Source organism: Roseivivax halotolerans, from assembly GCF_900115815.1.
Lineage (GTDB): Bacteria > Pseudomonadota > Alphaproteobacteria > Rhodobacterales > Rhodobacteraceae > Roseivivax > Roseivivax halotolerans.
The window spans coordinates 208,883-223,665 of sequence record NZ_FOXV01000001.1 but is presented as its reverse complement, the minus strand read 5'-3'; the positions used below and the strand labels follow the sequence as shown (position 1 = coordinate 223,665).

Genomic DNA, 14,783 nt, shown 5'->3' with positions numbered 1-14,783 from the left:
TCAGCCCGTGACGATCTCAAGGTATCTGTCGATCTGGTCCTCCGAGATGGACCAGTCACAGACATAGCGCGCCATGACTGGCTGATCCTGGTCGCCCGATTCCACGTCGTCCATGCAGTAGTAATAGGCTCCGGCCGCGAACGCCTTCGCATGGAGCTTTCGCGGCAGCTTGGCAAAGATCATGTTGACCTGCGGAGTGCCGGCGATCTCTGCCACGCCCGTGAGCCCGTCGAGGAGCCTCTTGGATTTGGCATTGGCTTCCCGCGCGAGATCCAGCCACAGATCGTCTTGGAGGTAACCCTGCATCTGCGCGGCGAGATAGCGGTGCTTGGAAAACAAGTGCCCACCCCGTTTGCGCCGCAGCTCGAATTCCCGCGCTTTCTCGGGATCGAAGAAAATCACGGCCTCTACGCCCATCAGACCGTTCTTGGTGCCACCGAATACCGCGACATCGACTCCCGCCTTCCACGTCATCTCTGCCGGCGTGCAGTCTAGTGCGGCGCAGGCATTGGCGAACCGCGCGCCGTCGAGGTGCAGCGGCAGGCCGTAATCGCGGGCAACCGCGCTCAGCGCGGCGATGTCTTCCAGAGTATAGACATGACCTTTTTCCGTCGCTTGTGTGATCGACACGGCGCCGCGTTGCGCGTTGTGAACCGCACGGCCCGACCGGTCGATCGCGGCGCGCAGATCGTCTGCATCGAGAAGGTCGCTGTCTCCCACGAGCCGCAGTTTCGCCCCACCGGTATAGAACTCGGGCGCGTTGCACTCGTCTTCCTCGATATGGGAGGGCGGCGTGCAGAAGATCGCGTCGTAAGGCTTCACGTAGCTTGCCAGAGCAAGACTGTTGGCGGCTGTGCCGGTTGCCACGAGATAGACGGCGGCGTCGGGCGCCTCGAAAAGCGTGCGGAGGCGATGGACAACCTCTTCACTGAGCGGGTCGTTGCCGTAGGCCTTGGCCGGTCCTTGGTTCGCCCGTGCGAGCGCGTCGAGGATTTGCGGCGGCACGGGGCCGGAATTGTCGGATGCGAAGAACATGGGGGTGCGGCTTTCAGTTGGGCTCTTCGATGATATGGTCTTCCCATTCATCGCTATCGACTTCGAATTCGGGCACGGTCATATCGCGGACGGAGACGCCTGCCTCGTGCACGCTCTCGGGCGTGCCGGTCAGAAGCGGATGCCAGTCGTAGAGATCCCGCCCCTCCCAGAGCAGGCGATAGGCGCAGGTGCGTGGCAGCCAGTAGGCGTGTTGTTCGATGGTCTTCGGGGTCAGGACGATACATTCGGGCACGAAGGAGTGCCGGATGTCGTATTGGCTGCAGCGGCAGGTCTCGTCATCGAAGAGACGGCAGGCGACGCGGGTCAGCGCGACCTCGCCCGTATCCTCGTCCTCCAGTTTGTTGAGGCAGCACTTGCCGCAGCCGTCGCAAAGCGCCTCCCACTCCGCGGGCGAGAGATCCTTGAGCGCTTTCCGCTCCCAGAACCGCTCGGTCAGGCCGTTCCGGTCGATCGGGTCTTTGTCGCTCATGCCGCCTCGAGGATCGCCCTGGCGCGGGCGCAATCGTCTTCCATTTGTGTGATCAACGCATCCAGACTGTCGAAATTCTCTTCGGGGCGCAGGAATTCCACGAGCGCGACCGAGACCTGCGCGCCGTAGAGGTCGCCTTTGAAATCGAACAGGAAGGTTTCGATATTGGCCTGGTTCTCACCGAACATCGGGCGCACGCCGATGGATGCCGCACCGCGATAGGTGCCTGTATGCGGCCCGGTCAGCACGTCGGCGAAGACGGCGTAAACGCCAAAGCGGGGCGGATGCAGCCCATCGATCGACATGTTCGCGGTGGGATAGCCAAGGTCGCGCCCGCGCTTCTCTCCGTGCAGGACGGGGCCTTCGATCCGGTGCCAATGGCCCAGCAGATCTTGCGCCGCCCTCGGGCGGCCCTCACTGAGCGCGCGGCGGATCGCGGTCGACGACACCTGCCGATCGCCCGCCTTCATGAGCGGCGCGATGGTGACACCGAAGCCCATCTTCGCCCCGAAGGCTTTCAGATCGTCTGCCGTGCCTGCGCGTCCTTTTCCGAAACAGAAATCCGCGCCAACAACAGCATGGGCAAGACCCAGACCGTCGGCGAGTACGTCCTGCGCGAAAGCCTCGGGCGACAGGCTTGCCAGCGCGGCATCGAAGGGCAACTCGAACAGGGTCTCGACGCCGATCTTCTGCAGTCTCGACGCGCGGGCCGCCGCAGATGTCAGGCGAAACGGAGGCGCATCGGGCGCAAAATATTCACGCGGATGGGGCTCGAAGGTCAGGACGCCGAGGGGTGCGTCCGGTGCCGCCTCTCGCGCGATCTCCAGGACGGAACGGTGTCCACGATGCACGCCGTCGAAATTCCCGATGGCGGCGCTTGCGCCGCGGGCGTCCTCGGGTATCCGGCGATGATCGCGAAAGATCCGCATGGGCCGCAATTAGCCCCGGAGCGGGGCCTCTGCAAGGCGCGGGTTCAGTCGAACTTGCGCGTTGGCGCGAGCACGGTCGCCTCGCCGATCAGAACCTTCTTGCCATCGACGGAGCAATGGCAATCGAGCGTCACGCGGCGCTTGCCGACCTCGATACCGGTGACCTTCACCTCGGCATGGACGAGATCGCCGGGCCGCACGGGTGCAAGAAACTTGAGCGTCTGACTCATATAGACGGTGCCGTGACCGGGAAGCTGTTCGCCGATGACAGCCGAGACCAGTCCAGCGGTCAGCATACCGTGGGCGATGCGACCGCCGAAGATCGTATCGCGCGCATAACCTTCGTCGAGATGGACAGGATTCCGGTCGGTTGAGACATCGGCGAATTTCTCGATATCGGCATCGGTAATCTCTTTCTGGAGATACCGGGTCATGCCCATCTCGATATCCTCGATGGGAATCGTGCCGCGCGGTTGATTATCCAACACTTCCGCCTCCGCGTCTTGTGTAAGTAATATCCCGCGACGCGTCGCGGCCTTTCGGGCAACAATATTACTTCGCGAGCGCAGAAATCAAGCGCCGCTTTGGTCGCAGAGGCCCTTAGCGCAGATAACCGATGGCAAAGCTTGGGGATATGCCTTCCTTTGCCAGATACGCCTTCAACGCATCGGGGTCGGGATCGGTGGTGGTGCGCGTCTCTTCAGAGGCAAGTCCACCGGAAATGAAGAGAGAATCGAGATCCTCGCCCATCGCACCCGAGATATCGGTCTGCGGGCCATCCCCGATGGCCAAGATCCCTGAATTGCTCGGCGCTTCGCCCAGTTCGGCCAGCCGGTTGCGCGCAAGATCGTAGATCGGCGGATGCGGCTTGCCGAAATAGAGGCTTTCCCCGCCCATCTCGGTGTAGAGCTTGGCGACCGCGCCCGCGCACCATTCGCGACTGTCGCCGCGGTCGACCACGATATCGGGATTGGCGCAAAGCAGCTTCAGGCCCTTCTGCTTGGCATAAAGGAGTTCGGGCCGGTTCACCGCGATATCCGCGTGCGGATCGAACGGGCCACAGCAGACGATACCCTCGGCTTCCTCAAGCGGGACTTGTTCGATCTCGACCGGGTTGTCGACGATGTGGAGAGGAGAGAAGAAGCTCTTGTCGTGATCCTCGCCCATGAACCAGACCTTGCGGCCAACCGCGCCACGGTACATCGCCGCGCGGGCGGAATCTCCCGAGGTCGCGATCGTGTCCCAGGCATCGTCCGGCACGCCGAGCTTCGCGATCTGGCGCGCCACGCTGTCGCGAGGGCGCGGCGCGTTGGTAACGAGCACCACTTTGCCGCCCGTCGCGCGGAACGCCTGCAGCGCCGTGACCGCGTCGTCATAGGCCACGACGCCGTTATGCACGCAGCCCCAGAGATCGACGAACAACGCGTCATACCGCGCCGAGATGTCAGAGAGCTGGCGGATGATTTCGGTCATGAGGCGGCTCCTGTGGCGATGCGCCTATTGGTAGGGGGCGGGCCCGCGAATGGCTAGATGCCAAACGACGCCAATCATCCTCGGAGTTGATCCGAGGATGACGTGGTTTGAGTTTTGGCTGCGCCGAACGCGCTTACGCCTTCAAATTCGGAATGATCTGCTTTTTCCGGCTCATGACGCCCGGGAGCACGACCGTGTCGCAGTCGACATTCGCACCGAAGCTTTTCTCGGCGATGGTCTTCACCCGGTTGTTCGGGATCAGCATCGTCGCCTCTTCCTTCAGGATGTCGACGACGAAGAGCGTCACCTCGTCCACGCCGTCCTCGACGCAGACATCGCTCATGGAGGCCATCAGGCTCTCCTTGCGCGACAGCACTTGCTCCGGCGCGGTGGTCTCGAGAACGGAGACGCGCAGCTTCACGCCGTCGACCTCGTATTCCTTGCTGTCCATGCGGATGAGCTCTGCATCCGAGAAGGCGGAGACATCGGATTTCGCCGCGAACATCTCGGCGGCATAGTCCGAAATGTCGATGCCGAGATCCTTCGCGAGCTCATGCGCGATGGCCTTGTCTTCCTGCGTCGTCGTGGGCGAGCGGAACTCCAGCGTGTCGGACAGGATGCAGGTCAGCATCGCGCCTTTCACGTGCTTGGGCGCTTGCGCCATGTCCTTGCCGATCATCTTCCACATGATCGTGGCGGTGCAGGCCAAAGGCTCGATACGGATATCGATGGGGCCCTTGGTCTCGAGGCCGCCGACCAGCTTGTGATGGTCGATGATCCCGCGAATGTCGGCGGAATTGATGTTCTCGGGCAGCTCGGCGGGATTGTTCGTGTCCACGATCACGACCGGAGCACCTTCCTCCAGCTTGCCCAGAACGCGCGGCATCGTGAGGCCCCAGCGCTCCAGCATGAAGGCGGCCTCGGTGTTGGGCTCGCCCAAGAGGACGGGCTCGGCTGTCTCGCCCTTGATTTCACTCAGATACCAGGCCCAGATGATCGGGCTGCCGGTGGAGTCGGTGTCGGGCGATTTGTGGCCGAAAACCTGGATGGTCATGGAATGTCCTCGTTTGACGCAACGTATGTCGCGCGCCTTATAGGAGGGCGCGATCAGCTTGTCACCCGTCGCCGCGTGGGCGTTCGACCCTAGTCGTAGACCCGCTCTCCGAAGATCGCCGACCCGACCCGAACATGCGTGGCACCGAAGGAGATGGCCTCCTCGAAATCGCCCGACATGCCCATCGACAAGCCGCTGAGACCGTTACGCTCTGCGATCTTCGCCAGAAGCGAGAAATGCAGCGAAGGTGTCTCTTCGACGGGCGGGATACACATGAGGCCGCGGATCGGCAGATCCAGGTCGCGGCATTCCGCGACGAAGCCATCCACGTCGGCGGGCGCGATCCCGGCCTTCTGCTCTTCCTCGCCGGTATTCACCTGGATGAAGAGATCGGGGCAGGAGCCGATCTCCTGCGCGAGCCGCGCCATGCTCCGCGCCAGTTTCGGGCGATCGAGCGAATGGATCGCCGTGAAAAGCTCCATCGCGCGGCGCGCCTTGTTCGATTGCAGCGGGCCGACGAGATGCACCTCGGTGCCCGGAAAGCGCGCCTGGAAATCCGGCCACTTGCCTTCGGCTTCCTGCACCTTGTTCTCACCGAAGAGGCGATGCCCTTCATTCAGCACCGCTTCGACGCGTTCGTTCGGCTGCACCTTGGAGATCGCGATGAGGTGCGTCGATCCGGGCTCGCGGCCCGCATCCGCCTCCGCCTTGGCGATACGCGCCTTGATGTCGCTCAGTCCCATGGATCGTCTCCCCAGGCCTTGATGAAGGGGGCCAGCTCGGCCTCGTGTTTCGTCCAGGCGGCGCGGCGTCCGGCATGGATCGGTTCGCGCACCTGCGCCACGGACAGCGTTTTGACGGCGCCGCCCGATTCGTGAAAGCGCAGGCAGGCATCTTCCCAATCGAGACCTGCCGCCTCGACGAGCGCGCGGGCCTGCGGTTCGGGATCGCTCACCAGATCCTCGTAGCGGAACTCGACGATGCGGTCGCCGAGCCGGCCCTTCCAATAGGCGATGCTGGCGCGGAAATCCTTGATGACGCCCGCGATATCGCCGAGATCGTTGGCGTAGCGGTGCGTGCCCGTGGCGAAATGGTTGCGGTAGATCGACAGCGCGATGTCGCGCGGATCGCGGTGGATCACGATGAAGCGCGCGCCGGGCAGGGCCTTCGACAGGAACCCGTAGATCAGATGCGTCTGGATCGACTTGTCGGTCACGACGCCGGACCGCGCGCCGGTGTCGCGCCGCACCATCATCGTGTAGGCGCGGGCGAGGTCGCGGATCTGCGCGTCGGACGCTTTGCGGAGCGGCGCCATCCGGCCCTCGGTTACGAAGGATGTCCAAACGAGCCGGAGCGCATGGGCAAGCTCCCCGCCCGCCGTCGCCTCGCTATGCGCGCCTATGATCTGTTCGGCCAGCGTCGTGCCAGAGCGCGGCAGGCCGGTGACGAAGACCGGGCGCGGCTCAGGGGTGGAGCCGATGGGTGTCAGGTCGACGCCTTCCTGCGCGGCGCGGATCGCCAATTGCTCGGCCCGGCGCGCGGCATCGTCATAGGGCGCCGCCTTGCGCTGGAGTTTGTTGGCGCGGTCCAGCTCCTCGAAGGCGCGCGGACCCTCGCCCTGGTCGAACAGCGCTTTCGCCATCGCGAAATGCCCCTGGATTCGCGCCTCGCCGGTCACGGCAGGATTGTTCAACGCCTTCCTGAGAGCGGGCAGAGCCGGATCACCGGCGTCGAGTTTCGAGGTGGCAAAGAACATCCGGTAGAGCGAGCCTTCGCGCGGATGCTTCGCCAGAAGCTTGCGGAAGATATCCTCGGCCTCGTCGAACCGCCCCAGCCGTTGCAGGTAGAGCGCCTTGTCGGCCTTGGGTTTGATCTGCGACGGCGCGGCGGCGATGAGCCGGTCATGGGCCGAGAGCGCGTCTTTCGGAAGATCTGCACGGGCGAACGCCTCCGCCGCCTCGGTCAGCAGCGCAGGCTCGTTTGGCTTCGCGGCGAGCGCATTCTTGAGATACCGCGCGCGGCCTTTCGCATCGCCTTCGAGATGCGCGAGACGCGAGAGCTGAAACAGGATTTCGGGCTGGTTCGGCCGCTCGAGATCGAGCGCGGCAAGGATCTTACGCGCCTCGCCCAGACGCCCGGCCTGCAAGGCGGCGATCCCGGCCTGGAACCGGGCGGTCAGGGGGCCCGGCTGGGCGGTATTTTGCGGCGCGCGCGACATGGGACTCGGTCTAAGCCGCGCCTTCGCAAAAGAAAAGAGCGGGCCCCGAAGGACCCGCTCTCCAATCCAATCTCCGGGGAGATTAGAAGCTCATGCGTGCACCCAGCGAGAAGGTGTCGAAGTCGTCGTCGTAATCAGCAGTCGTGAAGTCGATGTCTGCATCAGAGTAGCCGTAGCCTGCGTTCAGCGACAGACCACCGCCAAGATCGTATGCAACAGCGAGGCCGTAGCCGTCTACTTCGATCTCGTCGCTCTCGTAACGGCCGTAGTTGAGGCCGATTGCCAGAGCGTTCATCTCGTAGCCGACGCCAACGCCAAAGTGCGAAATCGTGGTGTCGATGCTCGGTCTTACGGCACCGCCACCAATACCCGTTACGAGTGCGGTTTCGATTGCGCTTTCAAGAGTGTCATCGATTTGCGTCTGCGCGAAGGACAAACCAGCGGAGAAGCCATTCGAGAACGTCATGTTTGCGCCAATGGAGGCTGTGGACGCCAAGTTCTCGGAAGTCTGGTAGCCAGCGCCCAGCAGAAGGTCAGCACCGCCGAAGGACGTTGCGTAAGAAGCGCCGACACCGAAGACTTCACCAACGTCTGCATTCCCATCGACAACGTTGATAGCCGAGCCGAGGTTGCCGTTGATGCCGCCACGATTCCCCTCGACCAATCCGCCGAATAGGTCGAAATCGAAGTTGTTCGTGTTGTCATTTCCATCCGAGTACTGCTCGACGGAAGCAGAGAGGATCAGGCCGCCGACGGTGTAGTCGAAGCGAGCAACCTGCCCATCGCCGGCACCGTCAATCGCCAGACCACCGCCGCCGAAGATAGCGTAGCCGTCATCGGGGTTATAGCCGAGGTGAATGGTCTCGTCGTCCGCCAGGGAGGACGCACCGCCGACCTTGGCTTCGGGCGAACGTGCGTCAAGCGCACCGTCGGTGTCACCCATGGTGAGCGTTGCGCCACCGAAAGACACGAAAATTGCTTCGCCACCCTGAAGTGCCGGATTCTCATGAACGCCGTTAGCATTGGCCTCGTCGAGGTCGATAGTCGCGCCGAACGACAGGCCGTTGTCTGCCTCGCCGGAGAACGTGAACCGGAGCTCGAGGTCGGTGAAGAATTGAGTGTCATCGTTGCCGTTGTCGAAGATACCCATTTCGGCGCCACCAGTCAGGGCGATATCGGCCTGAGCGACGCCTGCGGTTGCAACGAGCGCAGTCGATGCAAGAAGAAGCTTTTTCATTGTTTCCCTCATGTGTTCGTAAGGCACGTACCAATCCGGATGCCCGGCCTTGATGGGATTTCTATGCGCCGAGCACCCCTGGTCTTGCAAGCGGTGCAGAAATGGCCGGGGGAACAACTCGGTCCATGATGCACATTTGCCACAAAGCTGCCACAGGCCGTGCGGGCTGGCCCGAAGGCGGGCGCGGCATCCCGGCCTTGCCCATTGATCGCTTGTCGGGCGCAGCCGCCGCCGTTAATGAGGAGCGCGTTACTATAGACTATAAGGCGCAAGGGACGGGGACATGAACGCAATGCGGATCGCGAAAGGGCTTGGGCTCACGATGGCGCTGGTGGCGCTCACCGGTTGCGGTGTCTTCCAGCGCGACCCGAACGCGCCGCCGGTCGAGACCCGCCCCGCGAGCGAGATCCTCGACCAGGAGATCTACGGCGACGAAGGCCCTCCTTCGAGCACCATCTGGGATCTTTTCCGCAATCGCGGCGACAACGAGCAGATCGGCGCGGTCAACCGCTACATCTGGAACGCCTCGCTCGAGACGCTGAGCTTCCTGCCGGTCGATTCCATCGATCCCTTCACCGGCGTCATCACCACCGGCTTCGGCACCCCGCCGGGCGGAGGGCAGCCTTATCGCGCGACGGTCTACGTCACCGATCCGGCGCTCGATGCGCGTTCCCTGAACGTGGCGCTGATGACGCGGTCCGGCCCGGCGAACGCGGCGACCGTCCTCGCGGTCGAGGACGCGATCCTCACCCGCGCGCGGCAGCTCCGCCAGCAGGATTCGCGGTTCTGATCAGTCTTGCGGCGGGCGGGCGGTCTTGGCCGCCAGCTCTTCGGCCCAGGCCATCTGCTCCGGCAGGCACCTCGTTCTGAGATCGTAGGTCTCCACAACGTGCCGGCGCGCTGCCGCCCCGAGCCGCGCGCGCGTCTCGGGATCGTCCAGAAGCGCGTATATCTCGCGCAGCAGAGCCTCGCGGTCGAAGAAATCCACCAGCCGCCCCGTCTCTCCCTGCGCGATCACCTCGCGCACGGGCCGGGTGTCGCTCGCCACGATGGCGGCCTCGGCGCTCATCGCCTCGAGCAGCGACCAGCTCAAAACGAACGGGTAAGTCAGGTAGACATGCACGCGGCTGACCTGCAGCACCGACAGGAAGGTCTCGTAGGGAATGCGGCCGAGGAAATGCACCCGCGCCCAGTCCGCATCCGGGATCTGTCCGCGCACCTCATCGAGAAAGATGTCTTTCCAGCTGCGCCCATCGGGTGATTTCGAGCCATAGCTCACGCCATCGCCGCCCAGGATGACGACCTGCGCGTTGGGCCTGTCCCGCAGCAGCCGGGGCAGGGCGCGCATGAAGACGTGATAGCCGCGATAAGGCTCGAGGTTGCGGTTGATGAAGGTGACGACCTCGTCCTCGCGCGAAAGGCGCGGGCCGTTCTCGATCTGTAGCGCAGCGTCAGGGTCGGCGCGGACCGTATCGGTGTCGATCCCGTCATGGATGACGCTGAGCCGGTCCTGGAAGGCGGCGGGGAACGTCCCGGCCTGGAACCGCGTCGGCGACAGGCCGGAATCCATGATCTCTTCGTGCAAACGGTTGTTGAGGTTCTTCAGCCGCAGCTTGAGCGGCTGATCCTCGGGCGTCTTCGGCGCGAATTCGGGATCGAACTGCGTGAATTCCGGGTCTGACAGATGATACAATTCGCAATAAAGCCCCATCCGCGCGTTCGGCCAGACATCCTTGAGAAAGAGGCTCTCGCCCCAGCCGTGATGCGCCAGGATGACATCCGGCTCGAAGCCCTGCTTTTTCAGCGTCATCGCGTTGCGATAGCAGTAGGTCGCCCGCAGGAGCTTGGTCTCGAAATCGGCGACGAGCGGAAAGACGTTCTTGGTCGATGATCGCTCCACCTTGTAGGGCACGAGCTTCACGCCTTTCCACATCGCGCGTTCCTTGACCCTGAGCGTGAGCGCCCAGACATCGTGTCCGGCCTCGACCAGCGCCGGGGCGAGGTGTTTGTACTGGCCGGGAAAGTTCTGGTGGATGCAGAGGATCTTCATGTCGCGCAGGTCCGATGTCGTCTCGCGTGGGATGTGACACGAGCCGGGTGGCAGCGTCACTCCGGATGCGACCGGTTTCCGGGCCATTGTGCCCCGGACGCCCCGCCCTTGGGCTGGACGCCGCGCGCCGTGCGCCCTATCACCCCGAGGCGAAAACACGATCCGATCCCCGAAAGGACGCCCGCATGGCGCGCTACACCCCCGCCGAGATCGAGCCGAAATGGCAGGATGCCTGGCACGAGGCCGGCAGCTTCGAAGCCCGCCGCACCGGCGACAAGCCGAAATACTACGTGCTCGAGATGTTCCCCTATCCGTCCGGGCGTATTCATATCGGCCATGTCCGTAACTACACGATGGGTGACGTGGTGGCGCGCTACAAGCGGGCGACCGGGCATAACGTGCTGCACCCGATGGGGTTTGACGCGTTCGGCATGCCGGCCGAGAACGCCGCGATGGCGTCGGGTGGGCATCCCAAGACCTGGACCTACGACAACATCGACACGATGGTGAAGCAGATGAAGCCGCTCGGCTTCTCGCTCGACTGGAGCCGGATGTTCGCGACCTGCGATCCCGAATATTACGGCCAGCAGCAGGCGCTCTTCCTCGATTTCCTCGAGAAGGGTCTCGTCTACCGCAAGAACGCGGTGGTGAACTGGGACCCCGTCGACATGACCGTGCTCGCCAACGAGCAGGTGGAGGACGGGCGCGGCTGGCGGTCGGGCGCCTTGGTGGAGCGGCGCGAGCTGACGCAATGGTTCTTCCGCATCTCGGATTATTCCGAAGAGCTGCTCGATGCGCTCGATACGCTCGACGACTGGCCCGCCAAGGTGAAGACCATGCAGGCCAACTGGATCGGCCGGTCGCGGGGGCTGCAATTCGCGTTCTCGACGGTGGACGCGCCCGAAGGATTCGACCGGATCGAGGTCTATACGACCCGGCCCGACACGCTGCTTGGCGCGTCCTTCGTCGGCGTTTCGCCCGACCATCCGCTGGCCCGGCAGCTTGAGCGCGACAATGACGAGATCGCCGCGTTCAACGCCGAGTGCCGCCGCATGGGCACCTCCGAAGAGGAGCTGGAGAAAGCCGAAAAGCGTGGCTTTGACACGGGTATCACCGTGCGCCACCCGTTCGATACGAGCTGGGAGCTGCCGGTCTATATCGCGAACTTCATCCTGATGGATTACGGCACGGGCGCCATTTTCGGCTGCCCGGCCCACGATCAGCGCGACCTCGATTTCGCGCGCAAATATGAGTTGCCGGTCACCACCGTCTTTGCCCCGGCGATGGGCGAGGAAGGCACCTTCATCCTGCCGGAAGAGGGCGGGCCCGCCTACGTGCCGCCCAAGGCCGAGACCGTGCGCTATATCAAGGGCTTCGCGGGACAGGAGGCGCAGACCGGTGACGAGGCGCTCGAGGCCGCCATCGCGTTTTGCGAAGAACAGGGCGTCGGGCAGGGCGTGACCAAGTTCCGACTGCGCGACTGGGGTCTCTCGCGCCAGCGCTATTGGGGCTGTCCGATCCCGGTCGTCCATTGCGAGACCTGCGGCGTGGTGCCCGAGAAAAAGGAGAACCTGCCGATCGAGCTGCCGGACGATGTCAGCTTCGACGTGCCGGGCAATCCGCTCGACCGGCATCCGACCTGGCGCGATGTCCCTTGTCCGAACTGCGGTGCGGCGGCTCGGCGCGAGACCGACACGATGGACACATTCGTCGATTCGTCCTGGTATTTCGCCCGCTTCACCGCGCCGCGCGCGGAGACGCCGACGGATCGGGCGGAAGCCGATTACTGGATGAATGTCGACCAGTATATCGGCGGGATCGAGCACGCGATCCTCCATCTTCTCTATTCGCGCTTCTTTGCCCGCGCGATGCACCTGACCGGGCATCTGCCCGAGACCGCGAACGAGCCGTTCGACGCGCTCTTCACGCAAGGCATGGTGACGCACGCGATCTTCCAGACCAAGGACAAGGCGGGCCGCCCGGTCTACCACTTCCCCGAGGATGTCGAGCTGCGCGGCGATTCCGCGTTCCTGAAAGACGGCACCGAGGTCGAGATCGTACCATCTGCGAAGATGTCGAAATCGAAGAAGAACGTCGTCGATCCGGTCTCGATCATCGATCAGTACGGCGCGGATACCGCGCGCTGGTTCGTCCTCTCCGACAGCCCGCCCGAGCGGGATGTCGAGTGGACCGCCGCGGGGGCGGAAGCTGCGTCCAGGCACCTCGCACGGGTCTACCGCATCGCCTCCGAAGCGGCCGCCTCCGAGGCTTCCTCGCAAGAGGGGGACGAGGTGCTCTTGCGCGAGATGCACAAGACCATCGACGAGGTGACGAAGGGCGTTGAAAGCTTTGGCTTCAATGCCGCCATCGCGCGCCTTTACGCCTTCACCAACGCGCTTTCGAAGGCCGAGGCCGGAGGCGAGGCGAAGCGGGAGGCAGCGCGCGTGCTGGCGCAGCTCATGTCGCCGATGACACCGCACCTTTCTGAAGAGCTTTGGTCGATGCTCGGCGGCGAGGGGCTCATCGTCGATGCGCCCTGGCCCGAGGCCGACCCGGCGATGATGGTCGAGGACACCGTGACGCTTCCCATCCAGATCAACGGCAAGCGCCGCGCGGAGATCGCCGTACCGAAGGACATGGACAAGGCCGAGGTTGAAAAGACCGCGCTCGCTCATCATGCTGTGGTCAAGGCGCTTGATGGTGCCGAACCCAAGAAGGTGATCGTGGTGCCGGGACGGATCGTGAATGTGGTCGTTTGAGCGGATCCGGCATGGCGTTGCGGCGAGCCTGATCGCGGCGTCGCTGACCGGCTGCGGCTTCACCCCGGCCTATGGGCCGTCGGGTGGCGCGCAGGTGCTGGACGGTCAGATCCGGGTCGATGCGCCGGACAATCGCTCCGGCTATCTCTTGCGCCGACGGATCGAGGAGCGGATCGGCCGGGCCGAAGGGCCTTACGTTCTGACCGTGAACGTCTCAACCGAAGAGCAGGATTTCGGCACGACCTCGGCCGGCTTCACCACGCGCTTCCGCATCGTCGGCAGCGCCACCTATTCGCTAAAGGATTCGCGCGGCATCGAGATCGCGGAGGGTGAGGCCGAGGAATTCGTCGGCTATTCGGCTACCGGCTCCATCGTTTCGACGCCTGCGTCCCAATCCGATGCGGAGGAGCGGCTGGCGACGATTCTCGGCGACCGGATCGTCGAGGATCTCCTGTTCGTCGCGGACCGTCTGACCCCGGCGCGATGAAACTCTCGCCCCGCGATGCGCCCGCCTATTTCCGAAAGCCCGACCCGGAGGCCGCTGGCCTTCTGATCTATGGCGAGGACGCGATGCGCGTGGCGCTTCGCCGGCAAGAGGTGATCGCGGCGCTCATCGGCCCAAGCGGTGAGGAGGAGATGCGGCTCGAACGCATGTCCGCCGCCGAGCTGAGGAAAGAGCCTGCGCGACTCATCGATGCGATCAAGGCGCAAGGGTTCTTCCCCGGCCCGCGCGTCGCCTTTGTCGAGGAAGGCAACGACAACGTCGCGGCGCCGGTCACCACGGCGCTTGCGGATTGGCAACCGGGCGATGCGCAGATCATCGTCACGGCGGGCCAGCTCAAGGCCACCTCCAAGCTCCGCAAAGCCTTCGAGGCGCATCCTCGCGCCTATGCCGCTGGCATCTACAACGACCCGCCAAGCCGTGCGGAGATCGAGGCCGACCTGGAACGCGCTGGCCTGTCGCGGATCGACCGGTCCGCGGGCGATGCGCTTTTCGCGCTCGCGCGCAGCCTCGATCCCGGCGATTTCCGCCAGACGGTCGAGAAGATTGCGCTTTACAAGATCGGCGACGAGGCCCCGCTATCCGCTTCCGAGGTGGCGCTGATGGCGCCGACCTCGACCGAAGCGGATGTGGACGAGATCCTGCATGTCGTTGCAGAAGGGCGGACCGAAGAGATTGGCCCAGTCATGCAGCGGCTCGAGGCTCAGGGGAGCAACGCGGTGACGCTCGTTATCATGGCGACCCGTCATTTCCGCACGCTGCACGCGGCGGCCTCCGATCCTGGCGGGCCGCAGGCTGGGATCGGGCGCGTGCGCCCGCCCGTCTTCGGGCCGCGCCGCGACCGGATGTTGCGGCAGGCGCAAGGATGGGGCGGGCGCAAGCTCGAACAAGCGCTGACCATCCTGACCGATACGGATCTCAGCCTGCGCTCTGCGGGCCAGACCGCGCCGCAGATGGCGCTGGTCGAGCGCGCGCTCATCCGCCTTGCGATGCTCGCCCGCCGCTGAGCCTTGCCGGGGCAGAAGGTGGCTGTCAC

Annotated in this window: 14 protein-coding genes; 4 read left to right on the top strand and 10 right to left on the bottom strand. The window is 64.1% G+C overall.

The genetic code is table 11. The annotated features are described in order from the left end of the window. The 9 genes from BM171_RS01100 to BM171_RS01060 form a co-directional block, all read right to left on the bottom strand. Positions 1–1,035: a threonine aldolase family protein gene (locus BM171_RS01100; RefSeq protein ID WP_093008945.1), complete on the bottom strand. Its 1,035-nt coding sequence runs from the start codon at positions 1,033–1,035 to the stop codon at positions 1–3. A gap of 13 nt (positions 1,036–1,048) precedes the next feature. Further along, positions 1,049–1,525, bottom strand: coding sequence for a YcgN family cysteine cluster protein (locus tag BM171_RS01095; protein WP_093008944.1), 477 nt, complete (start codon positions 1,523–1,525; stop codon positions 1,049–1,051). Continuing rightward, on the bottom strand, positions 1,522–2,454 hold the full coding sequence (locus tag BM171_RS01090) for a bifunctional riboflavin kinase/FAD synthetase (RefSeq protein WP_093008943.1): 933 nt from the start codon (positions 2,452–2,454) through the stop codon (positions 1,522–1,524). Before BM171_RS01090 ends, BM171_RS01095 begins: the two co-directional genes overlap by 4 nt. 44 nt (positions 2,455–2,498) lie before the next feature. Next, complete coding sequence (locus BM171_RS01085; RefSeq protein WP_093008942.1) at positions 2,499–2,942, bottom strand: MaoC family dehydratase; 444 nt, start codon at positions 2,940–2,942, stop codon at positions 2,499–2,501. A gap of 112 nt (positions 2,943–3,054) precedes the next feature. Continuing rightward, positions 3,055–3,927: a TIGR01459 family HAD-type hydrolase gene (locus BM171_RS01080; RefSeq protein ID WP_093008941.1), complete on the bottom strand. Its 873-nt coding sequence runs from the start codon at positions 3,925–3,927 to the stop codon at positions 3,055–3,057. 133 nt (positions 3,928–4,060) lie between these two features. Next, a complete protein-coding gene (locus tag BM171_RS01075) occupies positions 4,061–4,981 on the bottom strand; it encodes a manganese-dependent inorganic pyrophosphatase (protein WP_093008940.1) in 921 nt (306 codons plus the stop codon). A gap of 89 nt (positions 4,982–5,070) precedes the next feature. Continuing rightward, positions 5,071–5,724, bottom strand: coding sequence for a YggS family pyridoxal phosphate-dependent enzyme (locus tag BM171_RS01070; RefSeq protein WP_093008939.1), 654 nt, complete (start codon positions 5,722–5,724; stop codon positions 5,071–5,073). Continuing rightward, a complete protein-coding gene (locus tag BM171_RS01065; RefSeq protein WP_093008938.1) occupies positions 5,715–7,199 on the bottom strand; it encodes a tetratricopeptide repeat-containing sulfotransferase family protein in 1,485 nt (494 codons plus the stop codon). The genes BM171_RS01070 and BM171_RS01065 overlap by 10 nt, the downstream gene beginning before the upstream one ends. 82 nt (positions 7,200–7,281) lie before the next feature. Continuing rightward, on the bottom strand, positions 7,282–8,436 hold the full coding sequence (locus BM171_RS01060; RefSeq protein WP_093008937.1) for a porin: 1,155 nt from the start codon (positions 8,434–8,436) through the stop codon (positions 7,282–7,284). A 283-nt stretch (positions 8,437–8,719) separates the two neighbouring features. Here BM171_RS01060 and BM171_RS01055 point away from each other — a divergent pair, with 283 nt between their 5' ends. After that, entirely contained in the window at positions 8,720–9,226 is a 507-nt protein-coding gene (locus tag BM171_RS01055; protein WP_425438929.1) for a DUF3576 domain-containing protein, read from the top strand. On the opposite strand, the gene BM171_RS01050 is transcribed toward BM171_RS01055, so the two are convergent. Continuing rightward, a complete protein-coding gene (locus tag BM171_RS01050) occupies positions 9,227–10,486 on the bottom strand; it encodes a glycosyltransferase (RefSeq protein ID WP_093008936.1) in 1,260 nt (419 codons plus the stop codon). It lies immediately after the preceding gene. Between the two features lie 185 nt (positions 10,487–10,671). Here BM171_RS01050 and leuS point away from each other — a divergent pair, with 185 nt between their 5' ends. The 3 genes from leuS to holA are packed head-to-tail and all read left to right on the top strand — an operon-like array spanning position 10,672 to position 14,754. Continuing rightward, positions 10,672–13,245 (top strand): leucine--tRNA ligase, encoded by a 2,574-nt coding sequence (gene leuS, locus BM171_RS01045; protein WP_093008935.1) that lies wholly within the window; start codon positions 10,672–10,674, stop codon positions 13,243–13,245. Beyond that, positions 13,232–13,732 (top strand): LPS assembly lipoprotein LptE, encoded by a 501-nt coding sequence (lptE, locus tag BM171_RS01040; protein WP_093008934.1) that lies wholly within the window; start codon positions 13,232–13,234, stop codon positions 13,730–13,732. The genes leuS and lptE overlap by 14 nt, the downstream gene beginning before the upstream one ends. Next, a complete protein-coding gene (holA, locus tag BM171_RS01035; RefSeq protein ID WP_093008933.1) occupies positions 13,729–14,754 on the top strand; it encodes a DNA polymerase III subunit delta in 1,026 nt (341 codons plus the stop codon). Before lptE ends, holA begins: the two co-directional genes overlap by 4 nt. The last annotated feature ends 29 nt before the right edge of the window (positions 14,755–14,783 follow it).

Bases quoted from the DNA above. Each gene is read 5' to 3' on its own strand.
- BM171_RS01100 (WP_093008945.1), bottom strand. From the start codon at position 1,035: ATGTTCTTCGCATCCGACAATTCCGGCCCCGTGCCGCCGCAAATCCTC.
- BM171_RS01095 (WP_093008944.1), bottom strand. From the start codon at position 1,525: ATGAGCGACAAAGACCCGATCGACCGGAACGGCCTGACCGAGCGGTTC.
- BM171_RS01090 (WP_093008943.1), bottom strand. From the start codon at position 2,454: ATGCGGATCTTTCGCGATCATCGCCGGATACCCGAGGACGCCCGCGGC.
- BM171_RS01080 (WP_093008941.1), bottom strand. From the start codon at position 3,927: ATGACCGAAATCATCCGCCAGCTCTCTGACATCTCGGCGCGGTATGAC.
- BM171_RS01075 (WP_093008940.1), bottom strand. From the start codon at position 4,981: ATGACCATCCAGGTTTTCGGCCACAAATCGCCCGACACCGACTCCACC.
- BM171_RS01070 (WP_093008939.1), bottom strand. From the start codon at position 5,724: ATGGGACTGAGCGACATCAAGGCGCGTATCGCCAAGGCGGAGGCGGAT.
- BM171_RS01065 (WP_093008938.1), bottom strand. From the start codon at position 7,199: ATGTCGCGCGCGCCGCAAAATACCGCCCAGCCGGGCCCCCTGACCGCC.
- BM171_RS01060 (WP_093008937.1), bottom strand. From the start codon at position 8,436: ATGAAAAAGCTTCTTCTTGCATCGACTGCGCTCGTTGCAACCGCAGGC.
- BM171_RS01055 (WP_425438929.1), top strand. From the start codon at position 8,720: ATGAACGCAATGCGGATCGCGAAAGGGCTTGGGCTCACGATGGCGCTG.
- BM171_RS01050 (WP_093008936.1), bottom strand. From the start codon at position 10,486: ATGAAGATCCTCTGCATCCACCAGAACTTTCCCGGCCAGTACAAACAC.
- leuS (WP_093008935.1), top strand. From the start codon at position 10,672: ATGGCGCGCTACACCCCCGCCGAGATCGAGCCGAAATGGCAGGATGCC.
- lptE (WP_093008934.1), top strand. From the start codon at position 13,232: ATGTGGTCGTTTGAGCGGATCCGGCATGGCGTTGCGGCGAGCCTGATC.
- holA (WP_093008933.1), top strand. From the start codon at position 13,729: ATGAAACTCTCGCCCCGCGATGCGCCCGCCTATTTCCGAAAGCCCGAC.